A 24,420-nucleotide genomic window follows, 5' to 3' on the forward strand; every position below is an offset into this window, starting at 1 on the left:
TCTTAAGGCGCGGGAGAGTAGGTCGCCGCCAGGTCTACCAAACGGATACGTCAAACAACCCTTCAATACACAATCTCCAAACACCCTGACGCGGGGTGGAGCAGCCCGGTAGCTCGTCAGGCTCATAACCTGAAGGTCACAGGTTCAAATCCTGTCCCCGCACCCAAGGTTCTTTTCGACCCTCCTGCTTTCGCCGGAGGGTTTTTTGTTGCCCGCTCGACAGGGCGCGCCTGCGGCGTCCTTTCCTCGCCGCAATCTCTTGCGCACAGCATAGACTTTGACCTTCGGCGGGATTCGCCGTGCGTCGAGCTTGCGTGGGAGCGTTTTCATGATCATCGCCGGATGGATTCTCGCCATCCTGGGCCTCGCCCAGGTCGTCTTCGCCGGGACGATCGAGGTCTCCCAGCTGACCGAGGGCAACCGGCTGATCGGCCTGGCGCCCAGCGTGATCGCCAATGTCGACCTCGTCGGCCAGCGGGCGATGATCCACACCGGCGGCTGCGCCACCTTCCTGGCCGGCTGTGTGTTCATCGGCGCGGCCTATCTGAAGCCGGCCCCTCCCGGGCAGGAGTCCAAGACCTGGACCGGCATCGCCGCCATCGCCGCCCTGGTGCTGACGGTCGCCGCGGTCGGCGGCTTCGGCGCCTTCCTCTATGCGCTGCACGGCCAGAACGCCGACCAGCGGCTGGTCGACGAGATCCGCGCCCGCGAGGCGGCCAACCAGTCGACCGAAGCGCTCATGAAAGAGGCCGATCGGCGCCTCCACAACGAAGCGGAGGCGGCCGAAGCCTCCCGCTGATCCGAACGGGCTTGCGCTGAAGCTCAGGTGCTCTCATGGAGAGCGCCATGAGCGCGCCCCAGTTCTTCGACCTCCGAGCCACCCACAACCCGCACCGCTGGTACCTGCCGCTGACGCCGGCGGTCTGCGTCGGATCGCGGGACAACCTCTTCATGTTCGGCGGCGTCGGCATGGCCTCGGCGATCACCGCCCTGGAGCGGACCTGCGAGCGGCCGGTGATCTGGGCCACGGCGCAGTACCTGTCCTACGCCCGGCCGCCCAGCGTCGTGGACCTGGACGTCTGGGTGCCGGCCGCCGGCAAGTACAACAGCCAGGCCCGCGTGATCAGCCACGTCGGCGACAAGGAAATCCTGACCGTCAACGCCGCGCTCGGCTCGCGGCCGAGCGACATCTCCCGCCAGTGGCTGACCATGCCGGAAGTGGACGCGCCCGAGAACTGCGCCCCGGCCGACCACTGGCGCGGCGGCGGCGATGATCTGCACAGCCGCATCGAGGTCCGCGTCGCCAAGGGCCGTTACGGCGGCACCGACGCCGGCGAGGGGGCGGAGGACGGGCGCCTGCTGCTGTGGATCCGCCCGCGCGACGGCGTGGCGATCGACGCCGGCATGCTGGCGATCATGGCCGACTTCATTCCAGGCGCGGTCGGCAATGCGCTGGGCCTCAACGCCGGCGGCAACAGCCTCGACAACACCATCCGCTATCGCCGGATCGTGGCGACCGAGTGGGTGCTGTGCGACATCCGCATCACCGGCGTCCACGGCGGCTTCGGCCATGGGGCGATGTACCTGTTCGCCCAGGACGGCGAGCTGATGGCCACCGCCAGCCAGTCGCTGATCGTGCGCGTGCGCGACTAGAGCAAGGCGTCCAGCAGGGCGACCCGCGCCAGGTCTTTCGGCCGGCCGAAGCGGCGGCAGATGGCCGCCTGCTCGGCGGCGCTGGGCGTGAACAGGCGCGCGCCCTTCCAGTCGACGGCTTGGCGCGTCGCCGGGCTCACCGCCGCCCAGGCCCCGTCGGAGAACGCCTCGAACCCGGCCATGACCTCGATCGGCAGCGGGGCGACCTGCGCCTTGGCGAAGATCTGCGACCGGAACAGCGGGGATGCGGCCGCCTCGAGCGGTGCGGTGTTCCAGCGCTTCAGCAGGGTGCGCGCGTCGCGTTCGCTGACGATCAGGTCGACGTCCGGCGGGCTGAGTCCGGGCACGCCGACCAGCGCCATGCCGGCGCTGCCGAACACCCACCAGGGATCGGCCAGGTCCGAGCAGCCCTCGGCCACGACATCCAGCGTAGCCGCCAGCGGCTGCGTGATCTCCAGCTTCGTCATGTCCGCCTCGTAGAGAGGTTCACGCGGGGGCTCAATCGGTTGTAGCTAGGCGGGCGCCGAGTGCTGGCGCGGCAGGGGAGGAGACGGCCGAATGGAACTGGTGCGCAAACACGGGCTCTGGGCGCTGCTGGCCGCCATCGGCGCCGGCTCGTTGGGCGTCCTGGCCACGTCCCGCGGCGAACACGTCAACGCCCTTTGGATCCTGATCGCGGCGATCTGCGTCTACCTCGTCGCCTACCGCTACTACAGCCTCTACATCGCCCAGCGGGTCATGCGCCTGGACCCGGCGCGGCCGACCCCGGCGGTGACCCGCAACGACGGCCTCGACTACGTCCCGACCGACAAGAACGTGCTGTTCGGCCACCACTTCGCCGCTATCGCCGGCGCCGGACCGCTGGTCGGGCCGGTGCTCGCCGCCCAGATGGGCTACCTGCCGGGCGTGCTCTGGATCCTGACCGGCGTGGTGCTCGCCGGCGCCGTCCAGGACTTTCTCGTCCTGGTTATCTCCATGCGCCGCGACGGCAAATCGCTGGGCGAGCTGATCCGCGAGGAGCTCGGCCCGATCCCCGGCGTCATCGCGCTCTTCGGCGCCTTCATGATCATGGTCATCATCCTGGCGGTGCTGGCGCTGATCGTGGTCAAGGCGCTGACCTCCAGCCCCTGGGGCACCTTCACGGTCGCCGCGACCGTGCCGATCGCCATCGCCATGGGCGTCTACATGCGCTTCATCCGCCCGGGCCGCATCGCCGAGGTGTCGATCTTCGGCTTCGTCATGCTGATCCTGGCCATCGTCGCCGGTCAGTGGGTCGCCGCCTCGCCGCAGCTGGCGGGCATGTTCACCCTGACCGGGCTGCAGCTGTCGTGGATCCTGATCGGCTATGGCGCGGTCGCCGCGGTGCTGCCGGTCTGGCTGCTGCTGGCGCCCCGCGACTACCTGTCGACCTTCCTCAAGATCGGCGCGATCCTGGCGCTGGCCATCGGCATCGTCATCATGCGGCCCGAGCTGCAGATGCCGGCCATCACCCAGTTCGCCGCCGGCGGCGGGCCGGTCTGGTCGGGCACGCTGTTCCCGTTCCTGTTCATCACCATCGCCTGCGGCGCGGTCTCGGGCTTCCACGCGCTGATTTCGTCGGGCACCACGCCCAAGCTGATCGACAACGAGGTCAACGCCCGCTTCATCGGCTATGGCGGCATGCTGATGGAAAGCTTCGTGGCGATCATGGCGATCATCGCCGCCTCGATCCTCGATCCCGGCGTCTATTTCACGATGAACAGCCCGGCCGCCGTGGTGGGAACCACCGCTGAGAGCGCCTCGGCCGCGGTCGGCGCCATGGGCCATCCGATCACCCCGGAACTGATCGAGCAGACCGCCAGGGACGTGGGCGAGACCACCATCATCTCGCGCGCCGGCGGCGCCCCGACGTTGGCTGTCGGCATGGCGCACATCTTCTCCCACGTGCTGGGGGGCAAGGCGATGATGGCCTTCTGGTACCACTTCGCGATCCTGTTCGAGGCGCTGTTCATCCTGACCGCAGTCGACGCCGGCACCCGGGCCGGACGCTTCATGCTGCAGGACCTGCTCGGGACCTTCATCCCGAAGTTCAAGGACACCTCGTCGTGGACGGCGAACCTGACCGCCACCGGCCTCTGCGTTGCGGCCTGGGGCTTCTTCCTGCACCAGGGCGTGACCGACCCGCTCGGCGGGGTGAACACGCTCTGGCCGTTGTTCGGCATCTCCAACCAGATGCTGGCGGCGATCGCGCTGATCATGGCCACCGTGGTGATCTTCAAGATGAAGCGGCACCGGTATGCGTTCGTGACCATCATCCCGGCGGTGTGGCTGTGCATCTGCACCCTGACGGCGGGCTTCCAGAAGCTGCTGTCGACCGATCCGGCGGTCGGCTTCCTGTCGCATGCGCGCAAGTACGGCGACGCGCTGGCGTCGGGCCAGGTGCTGGCGCCGGCCAAGAGCATGGCCGACATGAACAAGATCGTCTGGAACGACCGCATCGACGCCGTGCTCTGCGCGGTCTTCATCGCCGTCGTGCTGAGCATGATCTGGTTCGGGATCACCGCCTGCCTGAAGGCCTATCGGGCCGACGGCTGGACGGCGCGGGAGATCAATCCCGACGCCATTCCGGCGGAGTAGGGGACATGGCCTCGCCCAACCCCTTCGCCCGCTTCGCCCAGTGCGTCTGCGACGGCGCACGGCTGATGGTCGGGGTGCCGAACTACGAGACCTATGTCGAGCACATGGCCCGCACCCATCCGGGACAGGCTCCGATGACCCGGACGGAGTTCTTCCGCGATCGCCAGGACGCCCGCTACGGCGCGGGCGGTCGCGGCGGCTTTCGCTGCTGCTGAAATGCGAAAGGCCGGCGTCTCCGCCGGCCTTTGCTACACAGAACTGGGAGTGTGCGCTTAGCGCGCGGCCAGGGCCGAGTTGGTCGGGGCCTGGGCGGTGGCGTAGGTGTCGAGGCTGACCTTCACGGTCGCCTTCACGCAGCGCGAATAGGCGTCGAGCGCCAGGGTTTCGTTGCGGGTGGCGCGGAAGCAGACGTTGCGCGCGGCCTTGGCCACATCGGCTTCGACTTGGGCTTGGCTCTTGCCGGCCAGCGGAACGCTGATCGAAGCGGCTTGAGCGGGAGCGGTGATGGCGAACACGGCCACGGCGGTCAGAGCAAGAGTACGGATCATAATCACTAGTTCCCGGAAAGGGGTTGGGGCCAACCACCTCCCGACGTTTCCCTTGGCGACGGTTCAAATTCTCGCGTGACCGTTTCGCCTGACCTTTTTCCTGCCCTTTGGCGGACAAGGTTTCAAGCGTTTTTGCTGCGGTGCAGTAGCGCAGTTGTGCGCTGCAACCGCGATGGGCGCCGGCGCCCTGGATTGCAGCAGCCGAGCCAGGGACGCCGGTTTGGGCACGACGATTGCGGTGGACAACCCCGACGGCCCCGAAATGAAACACTTGCCATCGACGGGGCTTCACCATTGAGTAACCTTCGTTAACGCCGAGGTCCCATGTTTCTGTCCGCTCTCGCCGCCGCCGCCGTGATCTCGACCTCCTACGCGGCTCCTGCGCCTGTCGCCGCGCCGGTCGCGCCGCCCGCCGAGCAGGCGGTGCTGGTCGACTGCCAGGTCAGCGGCGCGAACCTCACCGACTGCAAGGCCCTCGACGCCGACGGCGCGCCGGCCGCGGAGGCCGTGAAGCTGGCCGCCCAGGTCGAGGTTCCTGAGGCCTTCGCGCTGGCCAATCCCGGCCGCATCGTCATCAAGATGAACGTCACGCCGTAAGGCGGTTGACCGCGCCTCGCGTCTGACGCCTTCTCCCGACCCAAAGAACAGGGAGCGGGAGAACGGCATGGACCAGCGCAAACTGGGCGACTTCGAAGTCTCGGCCATCGGGCTGGGCTGCATGAGCCTCTCGCACGCCTACGGATCGCCGCCGCCGCGCGAACAGGCCGAGCGGGTGCTGAAGGGCTCCCTCGACGCCGGCTACACCTTCCTCGACACCGCTGCGGTCTATGGCGTCGGCCATAACGAGACCTTGGTCGGCGAGGTCCTCAAGGATCGCCGCAGCGACTACGTGCTGGCCTCGAAGTGCGGCCTGACCAACGGCGACCAACGCGAGCTCAACGGCCATCCGGACGTCCTGAAGGCGACCTGCGAAGGCAGCCTGCGCCGCCTGCAGACCGACGTCATCGACCTCTACTACCTGCACCGCTGGGACAAGCGCGTGCCGATCGAGGACAGCGTTGGCGCCCTGGCCGACCTGGTCAAGGAAGGGAAGATCCGCGCCATCGGCTTGTCGGAAGTCTCGGCTCCGACCCTGCGCCGCGCCCACGCGACCCACCCGATCACCGCCCTGCAGACCGAGTACTCGCCCTGGACCCGCAATCCGGAGATCGCCGTGCTCGACGCTTGCCGCGAACTGGGCGTGACCTTCGTGGCCTTCAGCCCGGTCGGCCGCGGCTTCCTGGCCGGCGGCGTGCCCGATCCGGCGGCGCTGGAGGACGGCGACTTCCGCAAGGCCATGCCGCGCTTCCAGGGTGAGGCCTTCGCCGCCAATCTCAAGATCTTCGAGAGCTTCGCGGCCCTGGCGCGGGAAGCGGGTTGCACCCCGGCGCAGCTCTGCCTGGCCTGGCTGCTGCAGAAGGATGCGACGCTGGTGCCGATTCCCGGCACCACCAACCCCGACCACATGCGTGAGAACGCCGCCGCCGCCGCCGTCGCGCTGTCGGCCGACGTGATGGCCAAGGTCGAGGAACTGGTGAACCCGCAGACCGTGAGCGGCCCGCGCTATGCGCCGGCCATGCAGGCCTCGGTCGACACCGAGGACTAGGCTGAGCCGAGGCTGGTCGCCGCCGCCCGCAGGGCGTCCTGCGCCATCCGCCTGGCGCGGTCGGCGACCTCCTCGATCGGCAGGTCGTGCAGGCCGCGCGGCCGCGGCAGGCTGACTTGGACGGTGACCCCGTCGTCGGTCAGCACGGACACCCCGACGATCGTGGGGCTGACGGTGACGGAGGGCGGCAGGGAAAGGTCGGTCATCGCGTCTCTCCTGGATTCCCCCTTGGTCGGATTTGACCGCGCTACCGAGGGATGTCCAGGCACGCTTTTATGACCGTCGCGGTAGGGAACCGTTAGGTGGTCAGGGCGCCGAACAGCTCCTCGTGGCGGGCGCAAACCGCGGGCCACAGGTCGCCCGCCCCAGGAATGTCGAGCTCGAAGCGATCTCGCAGGATCGTCGAGAATTCATCTGCAGAATCAATAAGCCGCAGGCTCTTCTCGCCGGGGCGGATGAAGTTCATCGTCCGGCCGCGCAGCACGGCGACGCCGTCCGTCTCGTGGCGGAAGGCGAAGACGGTCTGGGTGAACACCGAGTCCGGCGACGTGCTCAACCAGCGGCACATGCCCGCCAGTTCTTCGCGGTCGGCCGGCTCGTTGCGGAAATCGTAGTACGCCGCCCCGCCCATCGGGTGGTTGTGGAAGCGCAGCCAACCGTCGTCCAGCGCCTCGAACGAAAAGTCGAAGCCCGCGCAGTGATGCGGACCGAACGTCAGCGGCGCGGCCTCAAGCAGCGCGTCGCCGAAGCCGACGTCGGCGATGTACGGCCGGTCGAGATCGACCCGCAGCACCAGGTGGTTGGCGTGCGAGGCCGGTCCGCGTTCGCCGCGCAGCACCGCGCCGGCCATCTCCGTGACCTGAAATCCGACCTCACGCAGCATCGCGGCCAGCAGGCCGTTCATCTCGTAACACCAGCCGCCACGGCGCCGGGTGACCAGCTTGTCGAACGCCGTCTGCGGATCGAGCGTCATCGCCCGGCCCATGGCGACGTCGAAGTTCTCGTAGGGGATCGCGCGCAGGTGCAGGCGCTGCATGGCCTGCAGCGTCGCGACGTCCACCCGCGGGACGCCGCTGAAACCGATGCGGTCGAGATAAGCCTGAAGGTTCAACTCTACTCCTTGGCCGGCGGCGCGGCGCCTTGGATCATCGCCACGATCTCCGGTCGGATCTTGTCGGCGCCCTTTTCCATCATGTGCGAGACGATTCGGGCGCCCACCGCCGCACGCGTCTGCGAGGTGAATTCGGTCTTGTTGCTGCGCACCCAGTCCATCGAGGCCTCGCGATTGACGTTCAGCTGCTGGAAGTGCGGCACGACATAACGCGCGATCATCTCGTAGGAGCGCTTGGTGTCCTCCCACCGCGCCCAGTTGTGCGCCATCAGCAGGAAGCACCCGAAGCCGCCGCTCTCGTCGACCAGCTGCTGCAGCCGCTCGATCGCGTCGTCGGGGGTGCCGACCACCGCCTGGCCCAGCGCCAGATAGGCCTCCACCGGGTCGCCCCTGAAGTCGTCGGGCACCATCGGCAGGTTGGCGATCTCCTTGAAGTAATAGATCCACTTCTCCAGCCCGAAGCGGATCTGCTCGATCGCCTTGTCCTTGGTCTCGGCGATGTGCATCTGGCCGACCAGCCGCCAGCGGCTGCGGTCCATGGTCTGGCCGTTCTCCTTGGCGATGTCCTCGGCGATGCCCCAGTTGGCGGCCAGCGAGTTGAAGCCGGCGCTCGTCGTCGCGCCTAGCGACAGCAGGCCCGCGCCGTGCTTGCCGGCGGCCCGCGCCCCGGTCGGCGACACTTGGCTGGCGACCGCGATCTCCACCGACGGCCGCGAATACGGGGTCATCTGCAGACGGGCGTTGACCAGGCTGAACCAGTCGCTCTCGTGGGTGACTTCCTCGCCGCGCAGCAGCGGGACCAGCACGTCCAGCGCCTCGTCCATGCGGTCGCGCTGCTTGGCGACCGGAATGCCCATCATGAAGGCGTCGGAGACCAGCGCCCCCGGTCCGACCCCGAACATCACCCGCCCGCGGGTCATGTGGTCGAGCTGGTTGATGCGGTCGGCCAGCATCATCGGGTGGTGATAGGGCAGGGAGGAGACGCCGGTGCCCAGCCGGATGTGCTTAGTGCGTTCGGCGGCCGCGGCGATGAACACCTCGGGGCTGGCGATCAGTTCGTAGGCGGCCGAGTGGTGCTCGCCGATCCAGGCCTCCTCATAGCCCAGCTGATCGAGCCACTGCACCAGCTCCAGGTCGCGCTGGATCGCCAGCGTCGGGTTGTCGCCGAGCGGATGGAACGGCGCGATGAAGGCCCCGAAGCGCAGCTTGTTTCCGAGCATGGTGGCCCTCCCTTGGCCGTTTGACCGGAGGCTAACTCCCATTTCGCAAGCAACGCCAGGGTGACGGCGCGTCAGCGCGCGGCCTCTTGTGCAGCCTCCAGAAAGCGCAGCACCGAGAGCTCGAAGGCCCGCGGCGAGCGGCCCGGCTTCAGCGGCAACGCGCCCCGCTCGTAGGCCTCCAGCACCAGCGGATGGATGTACGAGCTGCGGCACACCGCGGCGGTGTTGCCCAGCAGCGCGGCGGCGGCCTTCACCGTGACCACGACGCGGCGCCTGGCCTCGGCGGCGTCCTTAGCCGGCGGTTGCTCGACCAGCCCGCGCGCGGCGTAGAGCGTGCCGGCCCAGGTGCGGAAGTCCTTGGCCGAAAAACCCTCGCCGATCACCTCGCGGATGTAGGCGTTGACGTCGCTGGACTCGACCGCGCGGCGCTCGCCGGCCTCGTCGACATACTGGAACAGGCGCTGGCCGGGCACGTCCTGGCAGGCCTTGACGATCCGCGCCAGCCGCCGGTCGCGAAAGCCGGTGCGATGCACCTTGCCGCTCTTGCCGCGGAACTCGAACACCGCCCCGCCGCTGGTGATCTCGGCATGGCGGTCGCGCAGCGTGGTCAGGCCGAAGCTCTTGTTGGTCTTGGCGTACTCGCTGTTGCCGACCCGGATCAGGGTCAGTTCCATCAGCGCCACCACCGCGGCCAGCACCTTCTCCCGCGGCAGGCCGCGGCGGCGCAGGTCGCGTTCGACCTGGGCGCGCAGCTTGGGCAGCAGCCGGCCGAAGGCGATCAGCCGCTCGAATTTCTCGCCGGCCTGCGCCTGGCTCCAGGCGTCGTGATAGCGGTACTGCTTGCGGCCGCGGGCGTCGCGGCCGGTCGCCTGGATGTGCCCGCGCGGCGAGGCGCAAATCCAGACGTCGGTCCAGGCCGGCGGCAGCACCAGGGCGCGGATCCGGTCCAGGGTCGCCTCGTCCCGCACCGGCTTTCCATCTGCGTCGCGATAGCTGAACCCGCTCGCGCCCGCCGTCCGCGACAGGCCCGGCTCGTGGTCGTTCACATAGGCAAGGCCGGCCGCCGGCGGCGGAACTGTGTCGCGGGGCATGGCGCGCCTTTGGCAATGCGGGCGGGACGTGGCAGGAAGCACCGACGCTCACAACAGGGCCCGCCGCGGCCCGGTTCCCTCGCAAGGACGCCGCCTTGAACTACCGTCACGCCTTCCACGCCGGGAACTTCGCCGACCTGGTCAAGCATGCGGCGCTGCTCGACCTGCTGGCCCGGCTGCAGGCCGCGCCTGCGCCGCTGGCCGTGTTCGACACCCATGCCGGCCGCGGCCTTTATGACCTGACCGGCGAGGAAGCCCAGCGCTCGGGGGAAGCCAAGGCGGGCGTCGCCCAGCTGATGCAGGCGCCCGACCTGCCGCCGGCCATGCAGCCGCTGCGCCAGGCCGTGGTGCGGCTGAACGGCGGCGACGTCGCCAACCTCTATCCCGGCTCGCCGCTGCTGGTCGCCGCGGCCCTGCGCAAGGGCGACAGCTATCTAGGATGCGAGCTGCGGGCGCCCGAGCACTCGGCGCTCTCAGACACCCTGGCCAGTTGGCCGGCCGCCAAGACCGTCTGCGCCGACGGCTATGTCGAGGTCGCCGCCCGTCTGCCCAAGCAGGGCCCGGCTCTGGTGCTGATCGATCCGCCCTTCGAGAAGAGCGACGACTACGAGCGGTGCGCCGCCGCGCTCGGCGCGCTCACCGCCAGGAACCCCGGCGTGGTGATCATGGTCTGGATGCCGCTCAAGGATCTGGAGACCTTCGACGCCTTCCTGCGCGAGGCCGAGGACGTCTATGACGGCCCGCTGCTGGTGGCCGAGGCGCGCATGCGGCCGCTGACCGACCCGATGAAGATGAACGGCTGCGCCCTGGTGCTGGCCAACGCCCCGGACGCCTTCGAGGCGCCGCTGGCCGAGATCTGCGAGTGGACGGTCTCGCGGCTGGGGCAGGGCGGCAAGGCCCAGGTCTGGAGCGCCTGAAAGCTTCATTTTGCGCCTGCGAGAAGTCGGGTTAGGGTTTGTTGCATCGCACAAGCCCCGGCTGTTTGGAGGCGTACCCATGGCTCTCACCGTATTCGCAGAGGGGCCGGCGTCCCTCGATCCGCAGAAAGCGCTCTACATCCCCGTCGGCGCGGCCTCGCCGCTCTGGTTCCTGTTCGCGGGCGCGGCCTCGGCCGGCGTCGCCTACTGGTGGATGACCCGCTGGGCCGACCGCGCCAATCTCGAGGCGCTGCTGGCGCCGTCCCCCGCTGCGACCCTGCCGGCGCCCGCCTCCGACGCCGTGCCGCCGGAACCGCTCGCCGCGGTGGCCGAGGCCTCGGCCGTCGCCGGGGCCATGGTCGAGCAGGCGCTGCAAGCGGGCGCGGACGTCGCCGCCGCGACGCTGGACGCGATCGTTCCCCCGCACGCGGAGGCCGCGCGCGATCCGGTCGCTGAAATCGTCCCGGACGCCGTCGTCGAAGCCGCTCCCGATCCGATCGTCGAGCCCGTGTCCGAGCCGGCCGCCAAGCCGCGCGTCAAGACGCGTCCCGCGGGCGATCCGCCGGCCGACGCCTGACGCCTGACGCTTGGCGCGGACGCCCGCAGCGGTCTATCCCTGACCCGTTGCAGACGGCGAGGGGACAGCACGCGTGGCCAAGCGGGCCTTCGATATCCTGGCGGCCCTGGCCGGACTGATCGTGCTCGCCCCCGTCATGGCGGTGATCGCGCTGGCCGTGCGCATCGACAGCCCAGGGCCGGCTCTGCACTGGTCCAGCCGCGTCGGCCGCTACAACCAGCTCTTCAAGATGCCGAAGTTCCGGACCATGAAGGCCGGCGCGCCGAACGTCGCGACCCATCTGCTCACCGATCCCGACGCCTGGATCACGCCGCTGGGCCGGTTCCTGCGCCGCTCGAGCCTCGATGAGCTGCCCCAACTCTGGAGCGTGCTGGTCGGCGACATGAGCCTGGTCGGACCGCGCCCGGCCCTGTTCAACCAGGACGACCTCGTGGCGCTGCGCACCGCCGCCGGCGTCGAGGCCCTGCGTCCCGGGGTCACCGGCTGGGCCCAGATCAACGGCCGCGACGACCTGCCCAACACCGAGAAGGCGCGGCTCGACGCCGACTATTTGGCCCGCAACGGCCTTTTGCTCGACATCCGGATCATCGTCATTACCCTGGTCGCGGCGTTCTCGGGGCGGGGCGTGCGCCACTAGCGGCGCCACCGCTCGGCGACTGGCGCGTTCTGGATCCTTCCGGAGCGAGCCCTTGCCGAAGGACATGAGCGACAAGCCCCAGCGCGGGCCACGACATTGGATCAGAGCCCATCGCAAAGGGCTGGCCATTGCGGCCGGCTCGGTGGCGGTGGTGATCGGCGGCGCCGCCGTGACGCTGGCCTTGCTCGATTGGAACCAGCTTCGCGGCCCGATCTCGCGGTTCGCCTCGGCGCGTCTCGACCGCGAAGTGGCCATTCTCGGCGACCTCGACGTGAGGCCGTTCAGCTTCAATCCCAGCGCCACCGTCGGGCGCCTGCAGATCGGCCAGCCGGCCTGGGCCGGCGCGGGGCAGATGGTCGAGATCGAGCGGCTCGACCTGCAGATCGAAGCGCTGCGGCTGCTGCGCGGTCAGCTGGTGTTTCGCCGGCTCGAAATCACCCGTCCCAATATCGTGCTGCTGCGCGACGCCAAGGGGCGGGCCAACTGGTCGCTGCACCCGGGCGCTCCGCCCAAGCCGCTGCGCCTGCCCCCGATTCAGGATTTCCGCATCGAAGACGGGCGGATGTCGTTCAAGGACGCCCGCCGCCGGTTGAGCCTGGAGGCGAGCATGGACGCCGCCGAGCGTCGCGGCGCGGCGAACGCGCGCTTCGTCATGTCGGGAAAGGGCGCGATCAACGGCGCCCCGTTCAGCTTGGCGCTGACTGGCGGGCCGTTGGTCAATGTCCGCGCCGGTCGTCCCTATCCGTTCGACGCCGACGTGCGGGCGGGCGCCACTCGGATCGTGGCCAAGGGCCAGATCGACCGGCCGTTCGACCTTGGCCGGTTCCAGGCGCAGGTCACCGCCAGCGGCCCGGACCTGGCCGATCTCTACGAACTCACGGGCGTCGCGTTCCCGAACTCGCCACCCTACCGACTGTCGGGCCAGCTCTCGCGCGAGCAGCGGCTTTGGCGCGTGAACAAGGTGGGCGGCCGCGTCGGCGACAGCGACATGGCCGGCGACCTGTCGGTCAACACCGCCGGCGAGCGGCCCTTCCTGACCGCCGAACTGCGCTCGCGCCGCCTCGACTTCGACGATCTCGCCGCGGTGTTCGGCGGGGCGCCGGCGCGGGACGGCGGCGAGACGGCCTCGCCCGGCCAGCAGGCCATCGGCCGGCAGATGGCGGCCCAGCGCCGGCTGTTGCCTGACGCCAGGCTCGACGTCTCGCGAATCCGCGCCATGGACGCGGACGTGAAGTACGCCGCGGCCACTATCGTCTCGCCGCGCTTCCCGGTGCGCGCCGGCTCGGTGCACATCAAGCTGAAGGACGGCGTGCTCGACGCCGATCCGCTGCGCCTCGACCTCAAGCAGGGCGCGCTCGCCGGCGGAGCCAAGCTCGACGCGCGGCGCGACGTTCCGGTCACCAGCATCGACCTGCGGCTGTCACGTGCGCGGCTGGAAGAGTTGATCCCCATCCGCAGCGGCGGCGCCGCGCCGATCACCGGCTCGCTGGTCGGCCGCGTCAAGCTGACGGGGGCCGGCGCCTCGGTGCGCGAGGCCGCGGCTCATGCCGACGGCCAGGCGCTGTTCGTCGTCCCCGGCGGCGAAATCCGTGCGGCCTTCGCCGAACTGATGGGGGTCAACGTGACCAAGGGGCTCGGCCTGATGCTGGCCAAGGATCAGAGCAAGACCGATCTGCGCTGCGCCGTCGCCCACTTCCAGGCCAAGGACGGGGTGCTGACCGCCAACCGGATCATCCTCGACACCACCCCGGTGCTGAGCACGGGGGAGGGACGCATCGACCTTCGGGACGAAACGATGAACCTGCGCATGACTGGCCACGCCAAGCAGCCCCGGCTGGTCCGCCTCACGGCGCCGGTGACGATCGAGGGACCGATCGTCAAGCCCAAGCTTGGGGTCGAGCCTTCCGGCGCCTTGGCCCAGGGCGGCATGGCCGCCGCGCTCGGCGCCCTGGTCGCGCCGCTGGCCGCGGTGCTGCCGTTTGTCGACCTCGGCCTGGCCGAAGACGCCTCGTGCGGCGCGCTCATCGCCCAGGCCGGCCGCCAGGGCGCGCCCGTCGCCAAGCCGCGCACCTGAGATCCTCTCGCAATCAGCGCTGGTCATCGCCGATTGACGCCCGCAGGCCGGGCGCCCACTCTGACCCGATCAACCAAGCAGAGGTTCGACGATGCCTTTCCGCCCCGCCAAGCCCCTCGCCATCGCGCTCGTCCTGGCGCTCGGCGCCACCGGCGCGATCGCCGCCTCCGCCGCCGAGACCGCGATCGCCACGCGCCAGGCCGGCTACAAGAAGATCGGCGCGTCCTTCAAGGCGATCAGCGACGAGCTCAAGAAGGGCTCGCCCGACACCAAGCTGATCGCCGCCAACGCCGCGGTGGTGAACGCCCAGGCCGCCCAGGTCACCAAGTGGTTCCCCAAGGGCTCGGGCCCGGAAGCCGGCTTCAAGACCGAAGCCAAGCCGAACATCTGGACCGACGGAGCCAAGTTCGGGGCCGCCGCCGCCAACTTCCAGACCCAGGCCGGCAAGCTGCAGACGGTGGCCGCGGCCGGCGACGTGGAGGCGATCAAGGCCCAGTTCCGCGCCACCGGCGGGACCTGCAAGGCCTGTCACGACGTCTACCGCGTCGAGAAGTAGCCATGGCCTCGGACGTCGCGGCGGGACCGCCGCGCCCGCTCTGGGATCTGCCGACCCGGATCGTGCACTGGTCGCTGGTGGTGCTGCTGCTGGTGTCCTGGTTCTCGGCCGGCGAGAACATGCAGGTCCACCGCTGGTCGGGCTACGCGATCATCGGCCTGCTGGTCTTCCGCCTCTGGTGGGGCGTGGCCGGCGGCTCGACGGCGCGGTTCGCACATTTCCTGAAGGGGCCGGGCGCGACGCTGGCCTACATGAGCACGCTCGGCGCCCGCCGCCCCAGCGACGGCCCGGGCCACAATCCGCTCGGCGCCTGGAGCGTCTTGGCCATGCTGGCGGTAATGCTGGTCCAAGTGGGCCTGGGCCTGTTCGCCAGCGACCTCGACGGACTGGAATCCGGGCCGCTGTCGCATCTGGTCAGCTTCGACGCCAGCCGCGTCGCCGCCGATCTGCACGAGACCGTGTTCCGCGTGCTGCAGGCGCTGGTCGCGCTGCACATCGTGGCCGTCGGCTTCTACTGGGTTTGGAAGCGCCAGAACCTGGTCGGCGCGATGATCACCGGCAAGCGCCCATTCCAGGGCGAGGCCCTGCGTCCCGCCGCCCTCTGGCGGCTGCTGGTTGGTCTGGTCTTGGCCGTCGCGGCGGCCTGGGCGATCGCCAAGGGGCTGAGGTTCTAGCGACTTTCAGATCCTCCCCTCTTGGGAGAGGCGGCTCGGCGCACAGCGCCGAGACGGAGGGGGACTGCTCTTGAGCAGAGCATCAAAATCCCCCTCAGCCGGCCTTGCGGCCGACAGCTCCCCCAAAGGGAGAGCATCTCGTTCGTCTTACTTGCCGTCGGCCGCGCCGCGCAGGCAGGTCAGCCACGCGTCTTCACGCGCCTTCTCGGCCGCGCGCAGCTTGTCTTCGGCTTCGCGCACGCCGGCGTCGTGCTTGCGCCATTCCAGCACCGCGCCCTCGCGCGCCGCACGGGCCGCTTCCATGGTCGGGAAGCGCGCCAGCACCGCGCGCACGCTGTAGTTCACCGGCGGGCCGACCGTCTCGCGGTCGGGATAGAAGCCGGTGATCGAGTCGGCCGTCTCGTTCTCGATGTGGAAGACGTCGGCCCAGCCCGCGTGGTGGCGCATCAGGGCCCAGGGCCGTTCGATCCGGTCGCTCATGGAATACTCCTAGAATCCTGGGCCCAAGCTAACGCGGGAGGGATGGCGCTTTCTACCCCCAGAGCGCGGGACGACGGCCCTTCCAGGGCGCTTCCTTCTCCAATTGCGCCGCCAGCCGCAGCAGCGTCGCCTCGTCGGCGAAGCGGGCGGTGAACATCATGCCGATCGGCAGGCCGTCGTCGTCCATCTCCAGCGGCAGCGACAGCGACGGCTGGCCCGAGAAATTGAACGGCGGGGTGTAGGGGAAGGCCTTGCTCTGGCGCTTGTTCAGCTCCTGCGGATCGACGGCCACCGGGTCGATCAGCCCGACCGGCGGCACCGAGGTGCCCAGCACCGGGCACAGGTAGACGTCGACGTCCTCGAAGAACATCAGCGTCTTGCGGTTCAGGTCGCGCAGGTCCTGCCAGCCGCGGAACGCCTGCTCGCCGGTGACCTTGCGCCCGCTCTTCAGCGCCGCCCAGGTCAGCGGCTCCAGCTCGTGCTCCTGCGGTTCGCGGCCGAGCATGGCCGCCAGCCGGGCGATGTTGGCCGCGAAGTTGGCGCCGGAGACCGGCGCGCGGGCCGTGTAGAGGGCGCGGTAGTCGATGCCCAGGCCCTTCTCGACCACCTCGTGGCCTAGACCTTTGAGCAGGGCGGCGGTGCGTTCCAGCGCCGCCTGGATCTGCGGTTCGATCGGCCGGCCCGACGGGGTCTCCGACGACCAGGCGATGCGCAGTTTGCCGGGGCTGCGCTCGATCTCCTCCATGTAGGGCCGCTCCTTGTGCGGCGCCTCGAACGGCGCGCCCGGTTCGGGGCGGCCGGTGGCGTCCAGCATGGCGGCGCTGTCGCGTACGGTCCGCGTCACCACGTGGTCGACGGAAAAGCCCATGGCGTAGTTGTCGCCGTCCGGCAGGTTGGGGGTTCGGTCGCGGGTGACTTTGAGGCCGACCAGCCCGCAGCAGGCGGCCGGGATACGGATCGAACCCAGCCCGTCGCTGGCGTGGGCCAGGGGCACCATCCCGCTCGCCACCGCCGAGGCCGCCCCGCCCGACGACCCGCCCGAGACGTGGTCAGGGTTCCAGGGATTGCGGCAGGCGCCCAGATAGGCGCCCTCGGTCACCCCGGTGATGCCGTACTCCGGCGTGTTGGTCTTGCCGACCAGCACCACGCCGGCTTCGCGATAACGCCGGGTCAGGCCGCAATCGTCCTTGTCCACCCAGCCGGCGGCGAAGCGGCTGCCATAGCTGCGCGGCCACCCGGCGACCGGCACGCCCAGGTCCTTGATCAGGAACGGCACGCCCTTGAACGGTCCGTCGGGCAGGGGACCCTGGGCGGTCTTCCGCGCCTCGTCATAGGCCTTGTAGACCACGGCGTTCAGCGAGGGATTGTGCCGTTCGATCCGCTCGATGGCCGCGTCCACCAGCTCCAGCGGCGTCACCTCGCCCTTGGCCACCAGGGCGGCCAGCGCCAGTCCGTCGTGCTCGGAGAAATCGTCCATCGTTCCTACCCTTTGAATTTTCTTATCTTTGGCCGCCGGCCAGGAAGGCCAGCTTCTCGACCGGAGCCAGGCCGCCGGCCTCGCGCTTCAGCGCTGCCAGCGAGTCCTCGGCCGCGTTCAGCACACCGTCGATGTCGGCCTCGGTCATCGCCGCGCACAGGAACATGTTATGCCAGGGGTGCAGGTAGACCCCGCGTTGAAGCATCTGCGAGACGAAGAAGAACCCCTTGCGCAGGTCCGGGTCGTCGTCGAACAGGTAGAGCGGCATCTGCCCCGGCCCGGTGCAGCGCAGGCCGAACCCCGCCGCCGCCGCGCGCTCGGTCAGGCCCGCCGACAGCCGCGCGCCCATGCCGATCAGCCGCTCCAGATAGTCGGTGGTGCGCACCAGCCGCAGCGTCTCCAGCGCCGCGGCCATCGGCGCGGCCTGGTACCAGAACGAGCCGGTGACATAGATCGAGGCCGCACCCTTGCGCGCCTTCTCCGAGCCCAGCAGCGCCGAGATCGGGTGGCCGTTGGCGATGCATTTGCCCCAGGTCGAGAGGTCGGGCTCCACCCCCACCACCGACCACGAGCAGTCGCGGGCCATCCGCAGGCCGGCGCGTACGTCGTCGACGATCAGCAGCGCCCCGGTCTGGTCGGCCAGCTCGCGGCAGCGGCGGGCGTAGGCGGCGTCCGGCGCGGCCTGGTCGATGAAGGCGTCGTGCTTGAACGGGGCGGCGAAGATCGCGGCCAGGTCGTCGCCCGCCTGCGCCACCGCCGCCTCCAGGCTGGCCACGTCGTTGTAGTCGCAGAAGATCTGGTGCGCGCGGTCGGTGTCGGTGGTGCCGGCCGGCCGCGGCGTGCACCACGGCGCGGCGCCGTGATAGGCGCCCTTGGCCCGCACGATGGTCTTGCGCCGGGTGTGGGCGCGCGCGGTCATCAGCGCCATGGTCGTGGCGTCGGTGCCGTTCTTGCAGAACATCGCCCAGTCGGCGTGGTTGACCAGCAGGGTCATCTCCTCGGCCAGCCGCACCATCAGCTCGGTCGGTCCGGTCAGGGTGTCGCCGAGCCCGAGCTGGCGCACATAGGCCGCGTCGATCTCGGGCTGGCCATAGCCGAACAGGTTGGGCCCGTAGGCGCACATCAGGTCGAGATAGCGCTTGCCGTCGGCGTCCCAGATATGCGCGCCCTCGGCGCGGCTGAAGAACTGCGGATAGTCGTCGGGCAGCAGGCCCACCGCTTGGTGGCCGTACATCCCGCCGGGGATCACCGCCGCGGCGCGATCGCGCAGGGCTCGGTCGTGGCTACGCGTCATGGGGAGTTCTCCGTCGACGAAGGCCGTACGCAGACCTTACGCTGCGAACGCAGTTCGGCAACCGGGGAGCGGGCGATGACGGCGAAGGTTCTGGCCCTGGCGGGCCTGGCGATGGCGGCCGCCGCGCCGGCCATGGCCAACGAGACCTTCAAGGACTGGTGGGTCGCCTGCGACAACACCCGCGAGTGCGCCGCCTTCGGCTTCGCCGGCGAGGCGTTCGAGATGTCCGGCTACCTGAAGGTCGAGCGCGGCGCCGGCGCGGCCGATGGGCCTGAGGCCAGGCTTGTGATGGAGGGGGCGCCCGGTTCCTGGTCGCTGGCGGTCGACGGCAAGCCGGTCGCCACCGTCACGGCGGCCAGCGAAGACGGCGACGGCCGCGCCGCCGCGGCCCTGACCTCGGCCCAGTCGTCCGCTGTCCTCGCCGCCGCCGCCAATGGCCAGGCGTTGCAGGTGTCCGCCGGCGGCAAGCCGATCGGCGCGATCTCCCTGGCCGGCAGCTCGGCGGCCCTGCGCTGGATCGACGATCAGCAGAAGCGGGCCGGCGGCGTCACCGCCCTGGTCGCCAAGGGGCCGGCCCCGGCTTCGGCGGTGCCCGCGCCGCCGGTCCCGCCGCTGGTCCAGGCCGCGCCGGCCGTGTCGCAGGCCGGGCTGCCGAAGAAGCCGCCGGCCTCGGTCATGGCGCTGATGAAGGACTGCGACGACGACATCGGCGACCTTGCCGCCGAGCCGATCTCTGGCCGGCTCTCGGCCGATCTGACGCTCTGGGCCCCGCTGTGCAGCCGCGGCGCCTACAACATGATCTACAGCTTCACGGTGGTGGACGCGAAGGGCGCGGCCCGCCCGCTCTCGATCCGCTATGCGAACGGGACGGAAACCGCGACCGACCTGATGAACGTCGCCTACGATCCGGCGACTCAGACCCTCTCCAATTTCGAGAAGGGCCGGGGGATCGGCGATTGCGGCGCGGCCAACGTCTGGGTCTGGGACGGCAGGGAGTTCGCGCCGACCGCGCAGGATCTGATGGGCGAGTGCCGCGGGGTGTCGCCGGACGACTGGGTCACCACCTGGCGCACGCGCGCCAAGTAGTCAGAACATCCCGAGCAGGGTCGCGAAGAAGGCCAGAATCGCCGCGACGATCGCCTTCGACAGCACGATCAGCACCACCACCGACAGGATCGCCGCGATCCAGCCGATCAGCGCCGCCAGCCCGTCGCGCTCGGCCCCGCCGATGGCGAAGGCGGCGATCGCGAAGCTCGGCAGCATGTTCCCGAACGGGATCGGCAGGAACACGATCAGCGACAGCACGAAGCACAGCGCCCCGACCAGCCGGTCGCCCAGCGGGTTGTACATGAAGGTCAGCCGCGGCCGCAGCCGCCGCTCCAGCCGCGCCAGGTGCGGCTTCAGCTTCACCGTCAGGGCGCGGAAGTCGGCCATGCTCATGGTCCGCGACAGCATCACCTTGGGCAGCCACAAGGTCTTGCGGCCCATCGTCCACTGGAAGGTGATGAAGATCAGCGGCGCGCCCAGCAGCGCCGAGACGCCGGGCGGCATCGGCAGCACCAGCGGCGCTGCGAACACGAACATCAGCGCCCCGAAGGCGCGATCGCCGAAGGTGTCGAGAAGGTCGCCGACCGACACCTCGCGGTCCGGACGCTCCGCGATCAGGTCGAGGAGTTCGGATACGCTCGCGGCTTTACGGTGTTCGGACATTTCAAGCTTCGCGCTAGCACGGCATGGCGCCGTTGCGGAAGGAAAAGCCGCGCCCAAATCGCCTGAACTCACGCGATTGTTGGCGGCGACTCGCTTAAGCCGGTCGGGCAGATGTCACAGCCGCTCCGCCTTGGCCTGTTCTACGCGGCCCTGTTCGTCGGAACGGGGGCGAGCTCGCCGTACATCCCGGTCTGGTTCGCTTCCCGCGGGCTCTCGGGCGCAGAGATCGGCCTGATCCTCTCGGCCCCGATGCTGGCGCGGGCGGTCACCGCGCCGGCCATCGCCATGTGGGCCGACAGTTTCGCCCTGCGCCGCACGCCGCTGATCCTGATGGGGCTGGCCGTAGCCTTGGCCTACAGCCTGCTGGCCGCGCCGTTCGGTTTCGCCTGGTGGTTCGGGATCTGGTTCCTGGCCAACACCATCCTCTCGACGATGATCCCGCTGACCGACGTCATCGTCTTTCGCCGGGCGGGCAGGGACGGCTTCAACTACGGCTGGCCGCGCGGCATCGGCTCGGTCGCCTTCATTATCGCCAACGTCGTGGTCGGCGCGCTGCTCGCTCGCTACTCGCCCGATCCGGTCCTGGTCTGGATCGCCGCCTCGGCCATGCTGGCGGCCGGCGCCGCGCGCGGCCTGCTGCCGCCCGATCCGGTGCGCGAGGGCGGGGCGAGCAGCCGCCTCTCCGAACGCCTCGCCGGTCTCGGCGAGCTGCTGCGCGACCGCAACTTCATGCTGGCGGTGGTCTCGGTCGGCCTGATTCAGTCGGCCCACGCCTTCTACTACTCGTTCTCGACGCTCTCGTGGAAACACCAGGGCCTGCCCGAAAGCGCCACCGGCCTGTTCTGGGGCTTGGCCGTCGCGGTCGAGGTCGGCTTCATGTGGTTCATGGAGCCGTGGCGGCGCCGCATCGGCCCGCGCAACCTGCTGGTCATCGGCGGGACCGCCGCGCTGGTCCGCTGGACGGTGCTGGCCTTCTCGCCGCCGCTCTGGCTGCTGCTGCCGATGCAGGCGCTGCACACCTTCACCTATGCCGCGACGTTCCTCGCTTCGCTGCAGCTGGTCGAGAAGCTGTCGACCCCGGCCAACGCCTCGGCCGCCCAGACCATCAACTCGGCGCTCTCGGGCGGGCTGCTGATGGGGGCGGCGACCATCGGCTCGGGCTGGCTGTTCGACCTGGTCGGGGCCAAGGGCTACCTGGCCATGGCGGTGATGTCGGCGCTGGGGCTGGTCGGCGCCTTGCGGCTCTACGGGGTCAGGCGGCTCGACCCTTAGCCCTCGGCCCTTCCGCCACGACAGTCTTGCGGCCCGCGTGGAAGCGGCGGCTAATCCCCGCAAACTATCCAAGGGAGGATGCATGCGGGCTCTGGAAGTCGCCGCGCCGTGGGGGTTCGACGCCCTGAAGGTGGTCGAGGCGCCCGATCCGACGCCGGGTCATGGCGAAGTGCTGGTCCGCATGAAGGCGGTGTCGCTGAACTATCGCGACATGCTGATGGTCAACGGCATGTACAGCCGCGGATCGTCGACGGCCGGCGGAACCATCACCCCGTTCTCCGACGGCTGCGGCGTGGTCGAGGCCGTCGGCCCTGGCGTCACCCGCGTCGCGGTCGGCGACCGGGTCGCCACCCTGTTCTTCCAGAATTGGACCTCGGGCAGGCCTACCCTGGAAAAGCTCAGCTCGGCGCTCGGCTTTCCGGTCCCCGGCGCGGGCCGCGAACTGGGCGTGTTCAGCCAGGAAGGCGTCTCCAAGGTCCCCGACTTCCTGACCGACCAGCAGGTCGCGACCCTGCCGTGCGCGGCGCTGACCGCCTGGCGCGGCCTCTTCGAGGACGCGCGGCTCGAGCCGGGCGACACGGTGGTGCTGCAGGGCACCGGCGGCGTTTCGATCTTCGGCCTGCAGTTCGCCAAGGCGGCGGGCTACCGGACGGTGATCACATCGTCCTCGGACGAGAAGCTGGCCCGGGCCAAGGCGCTCGGCGCCGACCATCTGGTCAACTATCGCACCACCGAGGACTGGGCTGCGGCGGTGCGCCAAGCGACCGGCGGCGTCGGGGCGGACTTCGTGATGGAGGTCGGCGGTTCGGGCACCATCCAGCAGAGCCTGAAGGCGGTCCGCATCGGCGGCCACATCGCCATCATCGGCGTCGTCGCCGGCGGGGCCGAGGGCGTCCATCCCGGCGTCCTGATCGGCAACAGCGCGCGGCTGCAAGGCCTCTCGGTCGGCTCGCGCGAGATGTTCGAGGCCATGTGCCGGGCCATCGAACTGCACCGGATCGAACCGGTGGTGGACAAGGTTTTCCCCTGGACGGACGTCGGCAAGGCGTTCGCCGCCATGCAGGGCGGGGAGCATTTCGGAAAGATCGTCCTGCAGTTCTAGACGGAGGCGTGGCGATGCGTACGACGGGCATCAACCACCTGGCGCTGGTCTGCCGGGACATGGAGGAGACGGTCCGCTTCTACAGCGAGATCCTCGGCATGCCGCTCTACAAGACCGTCGCCCTGCCGGACGGCGGCCAGCATTTCTTCTTCGACTGCGGGGGCGGGGACTCGGTCGCCTTTTTCTGGTGGCCGGACGCGCCGCCCGCCGCGCCGGGGATCGCCTCGGTCAAACAGTTCCCCGAGGAGCCGCGGTCGGCGATCGGCTCGATGAACCACGTGGCGTTCAACGTGCCCGAGGACAAGCTCGACGAGTACCGCCAGCGGCTGGTCGACGCAGGCGTGAAGGTGCTGCCGAACATGGTGGTCAATCACGACGACAGCCCGATGGGCGTCAGCGCCGAGAACCACGAGGGGGTCTTCTTCCGCTCGGTCTACTTCACCGACCCCAACGGCATCATGCTGGAGCTGGCCGCGACGACCCGGGCCTTCGGTCCGGGCGACGTCAGGCACACGCCGGCCCGCGCCGTCCGGGCGGAGGCTTAGGGGCCATGCCGCGCCTGCGCCAAGTCCCACGCGCCGAGGCCGACCCCAAGGTCCTGCGCAGCTACGACCTGCTGTTCGGCGACCGCGACCCGGTCGCGCAGCCGGGGACCAGCACTGGCACGCCGGGCGATTGGTGGACCGTCTTCGCCAACGTTCCGGACGTGCTGGAGCACTGCAACCGCGGCTTTGCGCTCTATCGCAGCCCGGACCGCAAGCTCGACCCGGTGCTGCGCGAACTGGCCCAGACCCGGGTCGGCTTCAACAAGGCCAGCCAGTTCGTGTTCTCGCAGCACTGCAAGTCGCTGCGCGGCCTCAAGGTCTCCGAGGACCGCATCGCCGCCGTGCCGCACTGGCAGGTGGCCGACTGCTATTCGGCACAGGAACGGGCCGTGCTGGCCTATGCCGACTGCCTGTCGCTGCAGGCCGGTCGCACGCCCGAGCCGGTGTTCGCGGCTCTGAAGTCGTTCCTCAGCGACCACGAGATCCTCGAGCTGACTTACATCACCTGCATGTACGACATGCACGCGGTGATGAGCCGGGCCCTGCGCACAGAGTGGGACGACCGCGACGACCCCATCGTCGAGGTCGCCGCGCCCGAGGATTTCAGCGGCGCCGACTTCCTCGACATCGGCCGGCGGTCCTAACCCCGCTCATCCCGGCGAAAGCCGGGACCGAAGCCGACTCTCGGATTGCGCACCTACTGCTGGTGCGCCGGTTCGGCCGAAATCTCTTCGAGGGTCTTGCCGACCGCCTTGGCGCCGTAGTCCAGGGCCACGTCGCCCAGCGACAGGATCCCGGCCAGGCGGCCGTCGCTGTAGACCAGCAGGCGCCGGACCTGATGCGCGCCCATCTTGGCGGTCGCGTCGGCGAGGTTGTCGTCGGCGTGGCAGGACTGCACGTCGTCGGTCATGATGTCGGAGACAGGCGCATCCAGCGCACCGCCGTCGGCGACCACCCGCACGACGATGTCGCGGTCGGTCACCACTCCCAGAACTTTGCCGTCCTCGGCGACCGGGATCACGCCGCTGTCGATCTCCGACATCATGCGGGCGATCTCCTTGATGGAGGTCTTCGGTTTGGCGGTGACGACCTGGGCGGTCATGACTTCGCTGACTTTCAAGACAGCTCTCCTTCCGTGGATGGAGGTGCTTGAACCCCGGCCGGCGCCGTCCGTTCCCCTTGGGGAAGCTCGCGAAGGCGTTACTCACCAAGGGTGGTGGA

At 69.7% G+C, this 24,420-nt stretch carries 28 protein-coding genes and 1 tRNA gene; 18 read left to right on the forward strand and 11 right to left on the reverse strand.

Annotation, left to right across the window (positions count from 1 at the left end):
• The first annotated feature begins 89 nt into the window (after positions 1-89).
• The 3 genes from AC1Q87_RS00005 to AC1Q87_RS00015 all read left to right on the forward strand — a co-directional run bounded on the left by AC1Q87_RS00005 (position 90) and on the right by AC1Q87_RS00015 (position 1,653).
• A tRNA-Met gene (locus tag AC1Q87_RS00005) sits at positions 90-166 on the forward strand.
• A gap of 162 nt (positions 167-328) precedes the next feature.
• Positions 329-799 (forward strand): hypothetical protein, encoded by a 471-nt coding sequence (locus AC1Q87_RS00010; protein ID WP_492606990.1) that lies wholly within the window; start codon positions 329-331, stop codon positions 797-799.
• 47 nt (positions 800-846) lie between these two features.
• On the forward strand, positions 847-1,653 hold the full coding sequence (locus AC1Q87_RS00015) for an acyl-CoA thioesterase (RefSeq protein WP_492606991.1): 807 nt from the start codon (positions 847-849) through the stop codon (positions 1,651-1,653).
• Here the strand turns inward: AC1Q87_RS00015 and AC1Q87_RS00020 are convergent.
• Complete coding sequence (locus AC1Q87_RS00020; protein WP_492606992.1) at positions 1,650-2,120, reverse strand: hypothetical protein; 471 nt, start codon at positions 2,118-2,120, stop codon at positions 1,650-1,652. The two genes, AC1Q87_RS00015 and AC1Q87_RS00020, sit on opposite strands and share 4 nt — an antisense overlap.
• A 91-nt stretch (positions 2,121-2,211) precedes the next feature.
• On the opposite strand from AC1Q87_RS00020, the gene AC1Q87_RS00025 reads away from it, so the two are divergent.
• On the forward strand, positions 2,212-4,269 hold the full coding sequence (locus tag AC1Q87_RS00025) for a carbon starvation CstA family protein (protein ID WP_492606993.1): 2,058 nt from the start codon (positions 2,212-2,214) through the stop codon (positions 4,267-4,269).
• Positions 4,270-4,274: 5 nt separating this feature from the next.
• Positions 4,275-4,484 carry a YbdD/YjiX family protein gene (locus AC1Q87_RS00030; RefSeq protein ID WP_183777152.1) on the forward strand — a complete coding sequence of 70 codons (210 nt, stop codon included), beginning with the start codon at positions 4,275-4,277 and terminating at the stop codon, positions 4,482-4,484.
• A gap of 57 nt (positions 4,485-4,541) precedes the next feature.
• Here AC1Q87_RS00030 and AC1Q87_RS00035 read toward each other — a convergent pair whose 3' ends face one another.
• Positions 4,542-4,817 (reverse strand): hypothetical protein, encoded by a 276-nt coding sequence (locus AC1Q87_RS00035; protein WP_267233152.1) that lies wholly within the window; start codon positions 4,815-4,817, stop codon positions 4,542-4,544.
• A gap of 324 nt (positions 4,818-5,141) precedes the next feature.
• On the opposite strand from AC1Q87_RS00035, the gene AC1Q87_RS00040 reads away from it, so the two are divergent.
• A complete protein-coding gene (locus AC1Q87_RS00040) occupies positions 5,142-5,414 on the forward strand; it encodes a hypothetical protein (RefSeq protein WP_492606994.1) in 273 nt (90 codons plus the stop codon).
• Positions 5,415-5,481: 67 nt separating this feature from the next.
• The gene (locus tag AC1Q87_RS00045; RefSeq protein ID WP_492606995.1) at positions 5,482-6,462 is read left to right on the forward strand and encodes an aldo/keto reductase; all 981 of its coding nucleotides are present in this window, start codon (positions 5,482-5,484) and stop codon (positions 6,460-6,462) included.
• On the opposite strand, the gene AC1Q87_RS00050 is transcribed toward AC1Q87_RS00045, so the two are convergent.
• From AC1Q87_RS00050 to AC1Q87_RS00065, 4 genes are all read right to left on the reverse strand, one after another.
• Positions 6,459-6,668 (reverse strand): hypothetical protein, encoded by a 210-nt coding sequence (locus tag AC1Q87_RS00050; protein WP_492606996.1) that lies wholly within the window; start codon positions 6,666-6,668, stop codon positions 6,459-6,461. The genes AC1Q87_RS00045 and AC1Q87_RS00050 overlap by 4 nt on opposite strands.
• Positions 6,669-6,760: 92 nt before the next feature.
• Positions 6,761-7,573, reverse strand: coding sequence for an arylamine N-acetyltransferase family protein (locus AC1Q87_RS00055; protein WP_492606997.1), 813 nt, complete (start codon positions 7,571-7,573; stop codon positions 6,761-6,763).
• Between the two features lie 2 nt (positions 7,574-7,575).
• Positions 7,576-8,793 carry an LLM class flavin-dependent oxidoreductase gene (locus AC1Q87_RS00060; RefSeq protein ID WP_492606998.1) on the reverse strand — a complete coding sequence of 406 codons (1,218 nt, stop codon included), beginning with the start codon at positions 8,791-8,793 and terminating at the stop codon, positions 7,576-7,578.
• Between the two features lie 71 nt (positions 8,794-8,864).
• Positions 8,865-9,884 carry a DNA topoisomerase IB gene (locus tag AC1Q87_RS00065; RefSeq protein ID WP_492606999.1) on the reverse strand — a complete coding sequence of 340 codons (1,020 nt, stop codon included), beginning with the start codon at positions 9,882-9,884 and terminating at the stop codon, positions 8,865-8,867.
• Positions 9,885-9,979: 95 nt separating this feature from the next.
• On the opposite strand from AC1Q87_RS00065, the gene rlmJ reads away from it, so the two are divergent.
• The 6 genes from rlmJ (at position 9,980) to AC1Q87_RS00095 (ending at position 15,319) form a co-directional block, all read left to right on the forward strand.
• A complete protein-coding gene (gene rlmJ, locus AC1Q87_RS00070) occupies positions 9,980-10,801 on the forward strand; it encodes a 23S rRNA (adenine(2030)-N(6))-methyltransferase RlmJ (RefSeq protein ID WP_492607000.1) in 822 nt (273 codons plus the stop codon).
• A gap of 79 nt (positions 10,802-10,880) precedes the next feature.
• Complete coding sequence (locus AC1Q87_RS00075; RefSeq protein ID WP_492607001.1) at positions 10,881-11,378, forward strand: hypothetical protein; 498 nt, start codon at positions 10,881-10,883, stop codon at positions 11,376-11,378.
• Between the two features lie 73 nt (positions 11,379-11,451).
• Positions 11,452-12,015: a sugar transferase gene (locus AC1Q87_RS00080; RefSeq protein WP_492607002.1), complete on the forward strand. Its 564-nt coding sequence runs from the start codon at positions 11,452-11,454 to the stop codon at positions 12,013-12,015.
• 64 nt (positions 12,016-12,079) lie between these two features.
• Positions 12,080-14,089: an AsmA family protein gene (locus AC1Q87_RS00085; protein WP_492607003.1), complete on the forward strand. Its 2,010-nt coding sequence runs from the start codon at positions 12,080-12,082 to the stop codon at positions 14,087-14,089.
• Between the two features lie 91 nt (positions 14,090-14,180).
• A complete protein-coding gene (locus AC1Q87_RS00090; protein ID WP_492607004.1) occupies positions 14,181-14,645 on the forward strand; it encodes a c-type cytochrome in 465 nt (154 codons plus the stop codon).
• Between the two features lie 2 nt (positions 14,646-14,647).
• Positions 14,648-15,319, forward strand: a complete 672-nt coding sequence (locus AC1Q87_RS00095) for a cytochrome b/b6 domain-containing protein (protein WP_492607005.1) — start codon at positions 14,648-14,650, stop codon at positions 15,317-15,319.
• Between the two features lie 147 nt (positions 15,320-15,466).
• Here the strand turns inward: AC1Q87_RS00095 and AC1Q87_RS00100 are convergent, their stop codons facing one another.
• The 3 genes from AC1Q87_RS00100 to AC1Q87_RS00110 are packed head-to-tail and all read right to left on the reverse strand — an operon-like array spanning position 15,467 to position 18,570.
• Complete coding sequence (locus AC1Q87_RS00100) at positions 15,467-15,799, reverse strand: hypothetical protein (RefSeq protein ID WP_492607006.1); 333 nt, start codon at positions 15,797-15,799, stop codon at positions 15,467-15,469.
• A 52-nt stretch (positions 15,800-15,851) separates the two neighbouring features.
• Positions 15,852-17,276, reverse strand: coding sequence for an amidase (locus AC1Q87_RS00105; protein ID WP_492607007.1), 1,425 nt, complete (start codon positions 17,274-17,276; stop codon positions 15,852-15,854).
• A gap of 22 nt (positions 17,277-17,298) precedes the next feature.
• Positions 17,299-18,570: an aminotransferase class III-fold pyridoxal phosphate-dependent enzyme gene (locus AC1Q87_RS00110; RefSeq protein WP_492607008.1), complete on the reverse strand. Its 1,272-nt coding sequence runs from the start codon at positions 18,568-18,570 to the stop codon at positions 17,299-17,301.
• A 75-nt stretch (positions 18,571-18,645) separates the two neighbouring features.
• Between AC1Q87_RS00110 and AC1Q87_RS00115 the strand changes: the two genes are divergently transcribed.
• Positions 18,646-19,656 carry a DUF1176 domain-containing protein gene (locus AC1Q87_RS00115; RefSeq protein ID WP_492607009.1) on the forward strand — a complete coding sequence of 337 codons (1,011 nt, stop codon included), beginning with the start codon at positions 18,646-18,648 and terminating at the stop codon, positions 19,654-19,656.
• Here the strand turns inward: AC1Q87_RS00115 and AC1Q87_RS00120 are convergent, their stop codons facing one another.
• Positions 19,657-20,280, reverse strand: coding sequence for an exopolysaccharide biosynthesis protein (locus tag AC1Q87_RS00120; RefSeq protein WP_436060688.1), 624 nt, complete (start codon positions 20,278-20,280; stop codon positions 19,657-19,659). It lies immediately after the preceding gene.
• A gap of 111 nt (positions 20,281-20,391) precedes the next feature.
• Here AC1Q87_RS00120 and AC1Q87_RS00125 point away from each other — a divergent pair, with 111 nt between their 5' ends.
• The 4 genes from AC1Q87_RS00125 (at position 20,392) to AC1Q87_RS00140 (ending at position 23,843) form a co-directional block, all read left to right on the forward strand.
• Complete coding sequence (locus tag AC1Q87_RS00125) at positions 20,392-21,552, forward strand: MFS transporter (RefSeq protein ID WP_492607010.1); 1,161 nt, start codon at positions 20,392-20,394, stop codon at positions 21,550-21,552.
• Between the two features lie 82 nt (positions 21,553-21,634).
• Positions 21,635-22,654 (forward strand): zinc-dependent alcohol dehydrogenase family protein, encoded by a 1,020-nt coding sequence (locus AC1Q87_RS00130; RefSeq protein ID WP_492607011.1) that lies wholly within the window; start codon positions 21,635-21,637, stop codon positions 22,652-22,654.
• Positions 22,655-22,668: 14 nt separating this feature from the next.
• Entirely contained in the window at positions 22,669-23,199 is a 531-nt protein-coding gene (locus AC1Q87_RS00135; RefSeq protein ID WP_492607012.1) for a VOC family protein, read from the forward strand.
• A gap of 5 nt (positions 23,200-23,204) precedes the next feature.
• Entirely contained in the window at positions 23,205-23,843 is a 639-nt protein-coding gene (locus tag AC1Q87_RS00140; RefSeq protein WP_492607013.1) for a carboxymuconolactone decarboxylase family protein, read from the forward strand.
• Positions 23,844-23,896: 53 nt separating this feature from the next.
• On the opposite strand, the gene AC1Q87_RS00145 is transcribed toward AC1Q87_RS00140, so the two are convergent.
• A complete protein-coding gene (locus tag AC1Q87_RS00145; RefSeq protein ID WP_492607014.1) occupies positions 23,897-24,319 on the reverse strand; it encodes a CBS domain-containing protein in 423 nt (140 codons plus the stop codon).
• Positions 24,320-24,420: the final 101 nt, after the last annotated feature.

This window comes from Phenylobacterium sp. GW823-FHT02A09, from assembly GCF_058797775.1.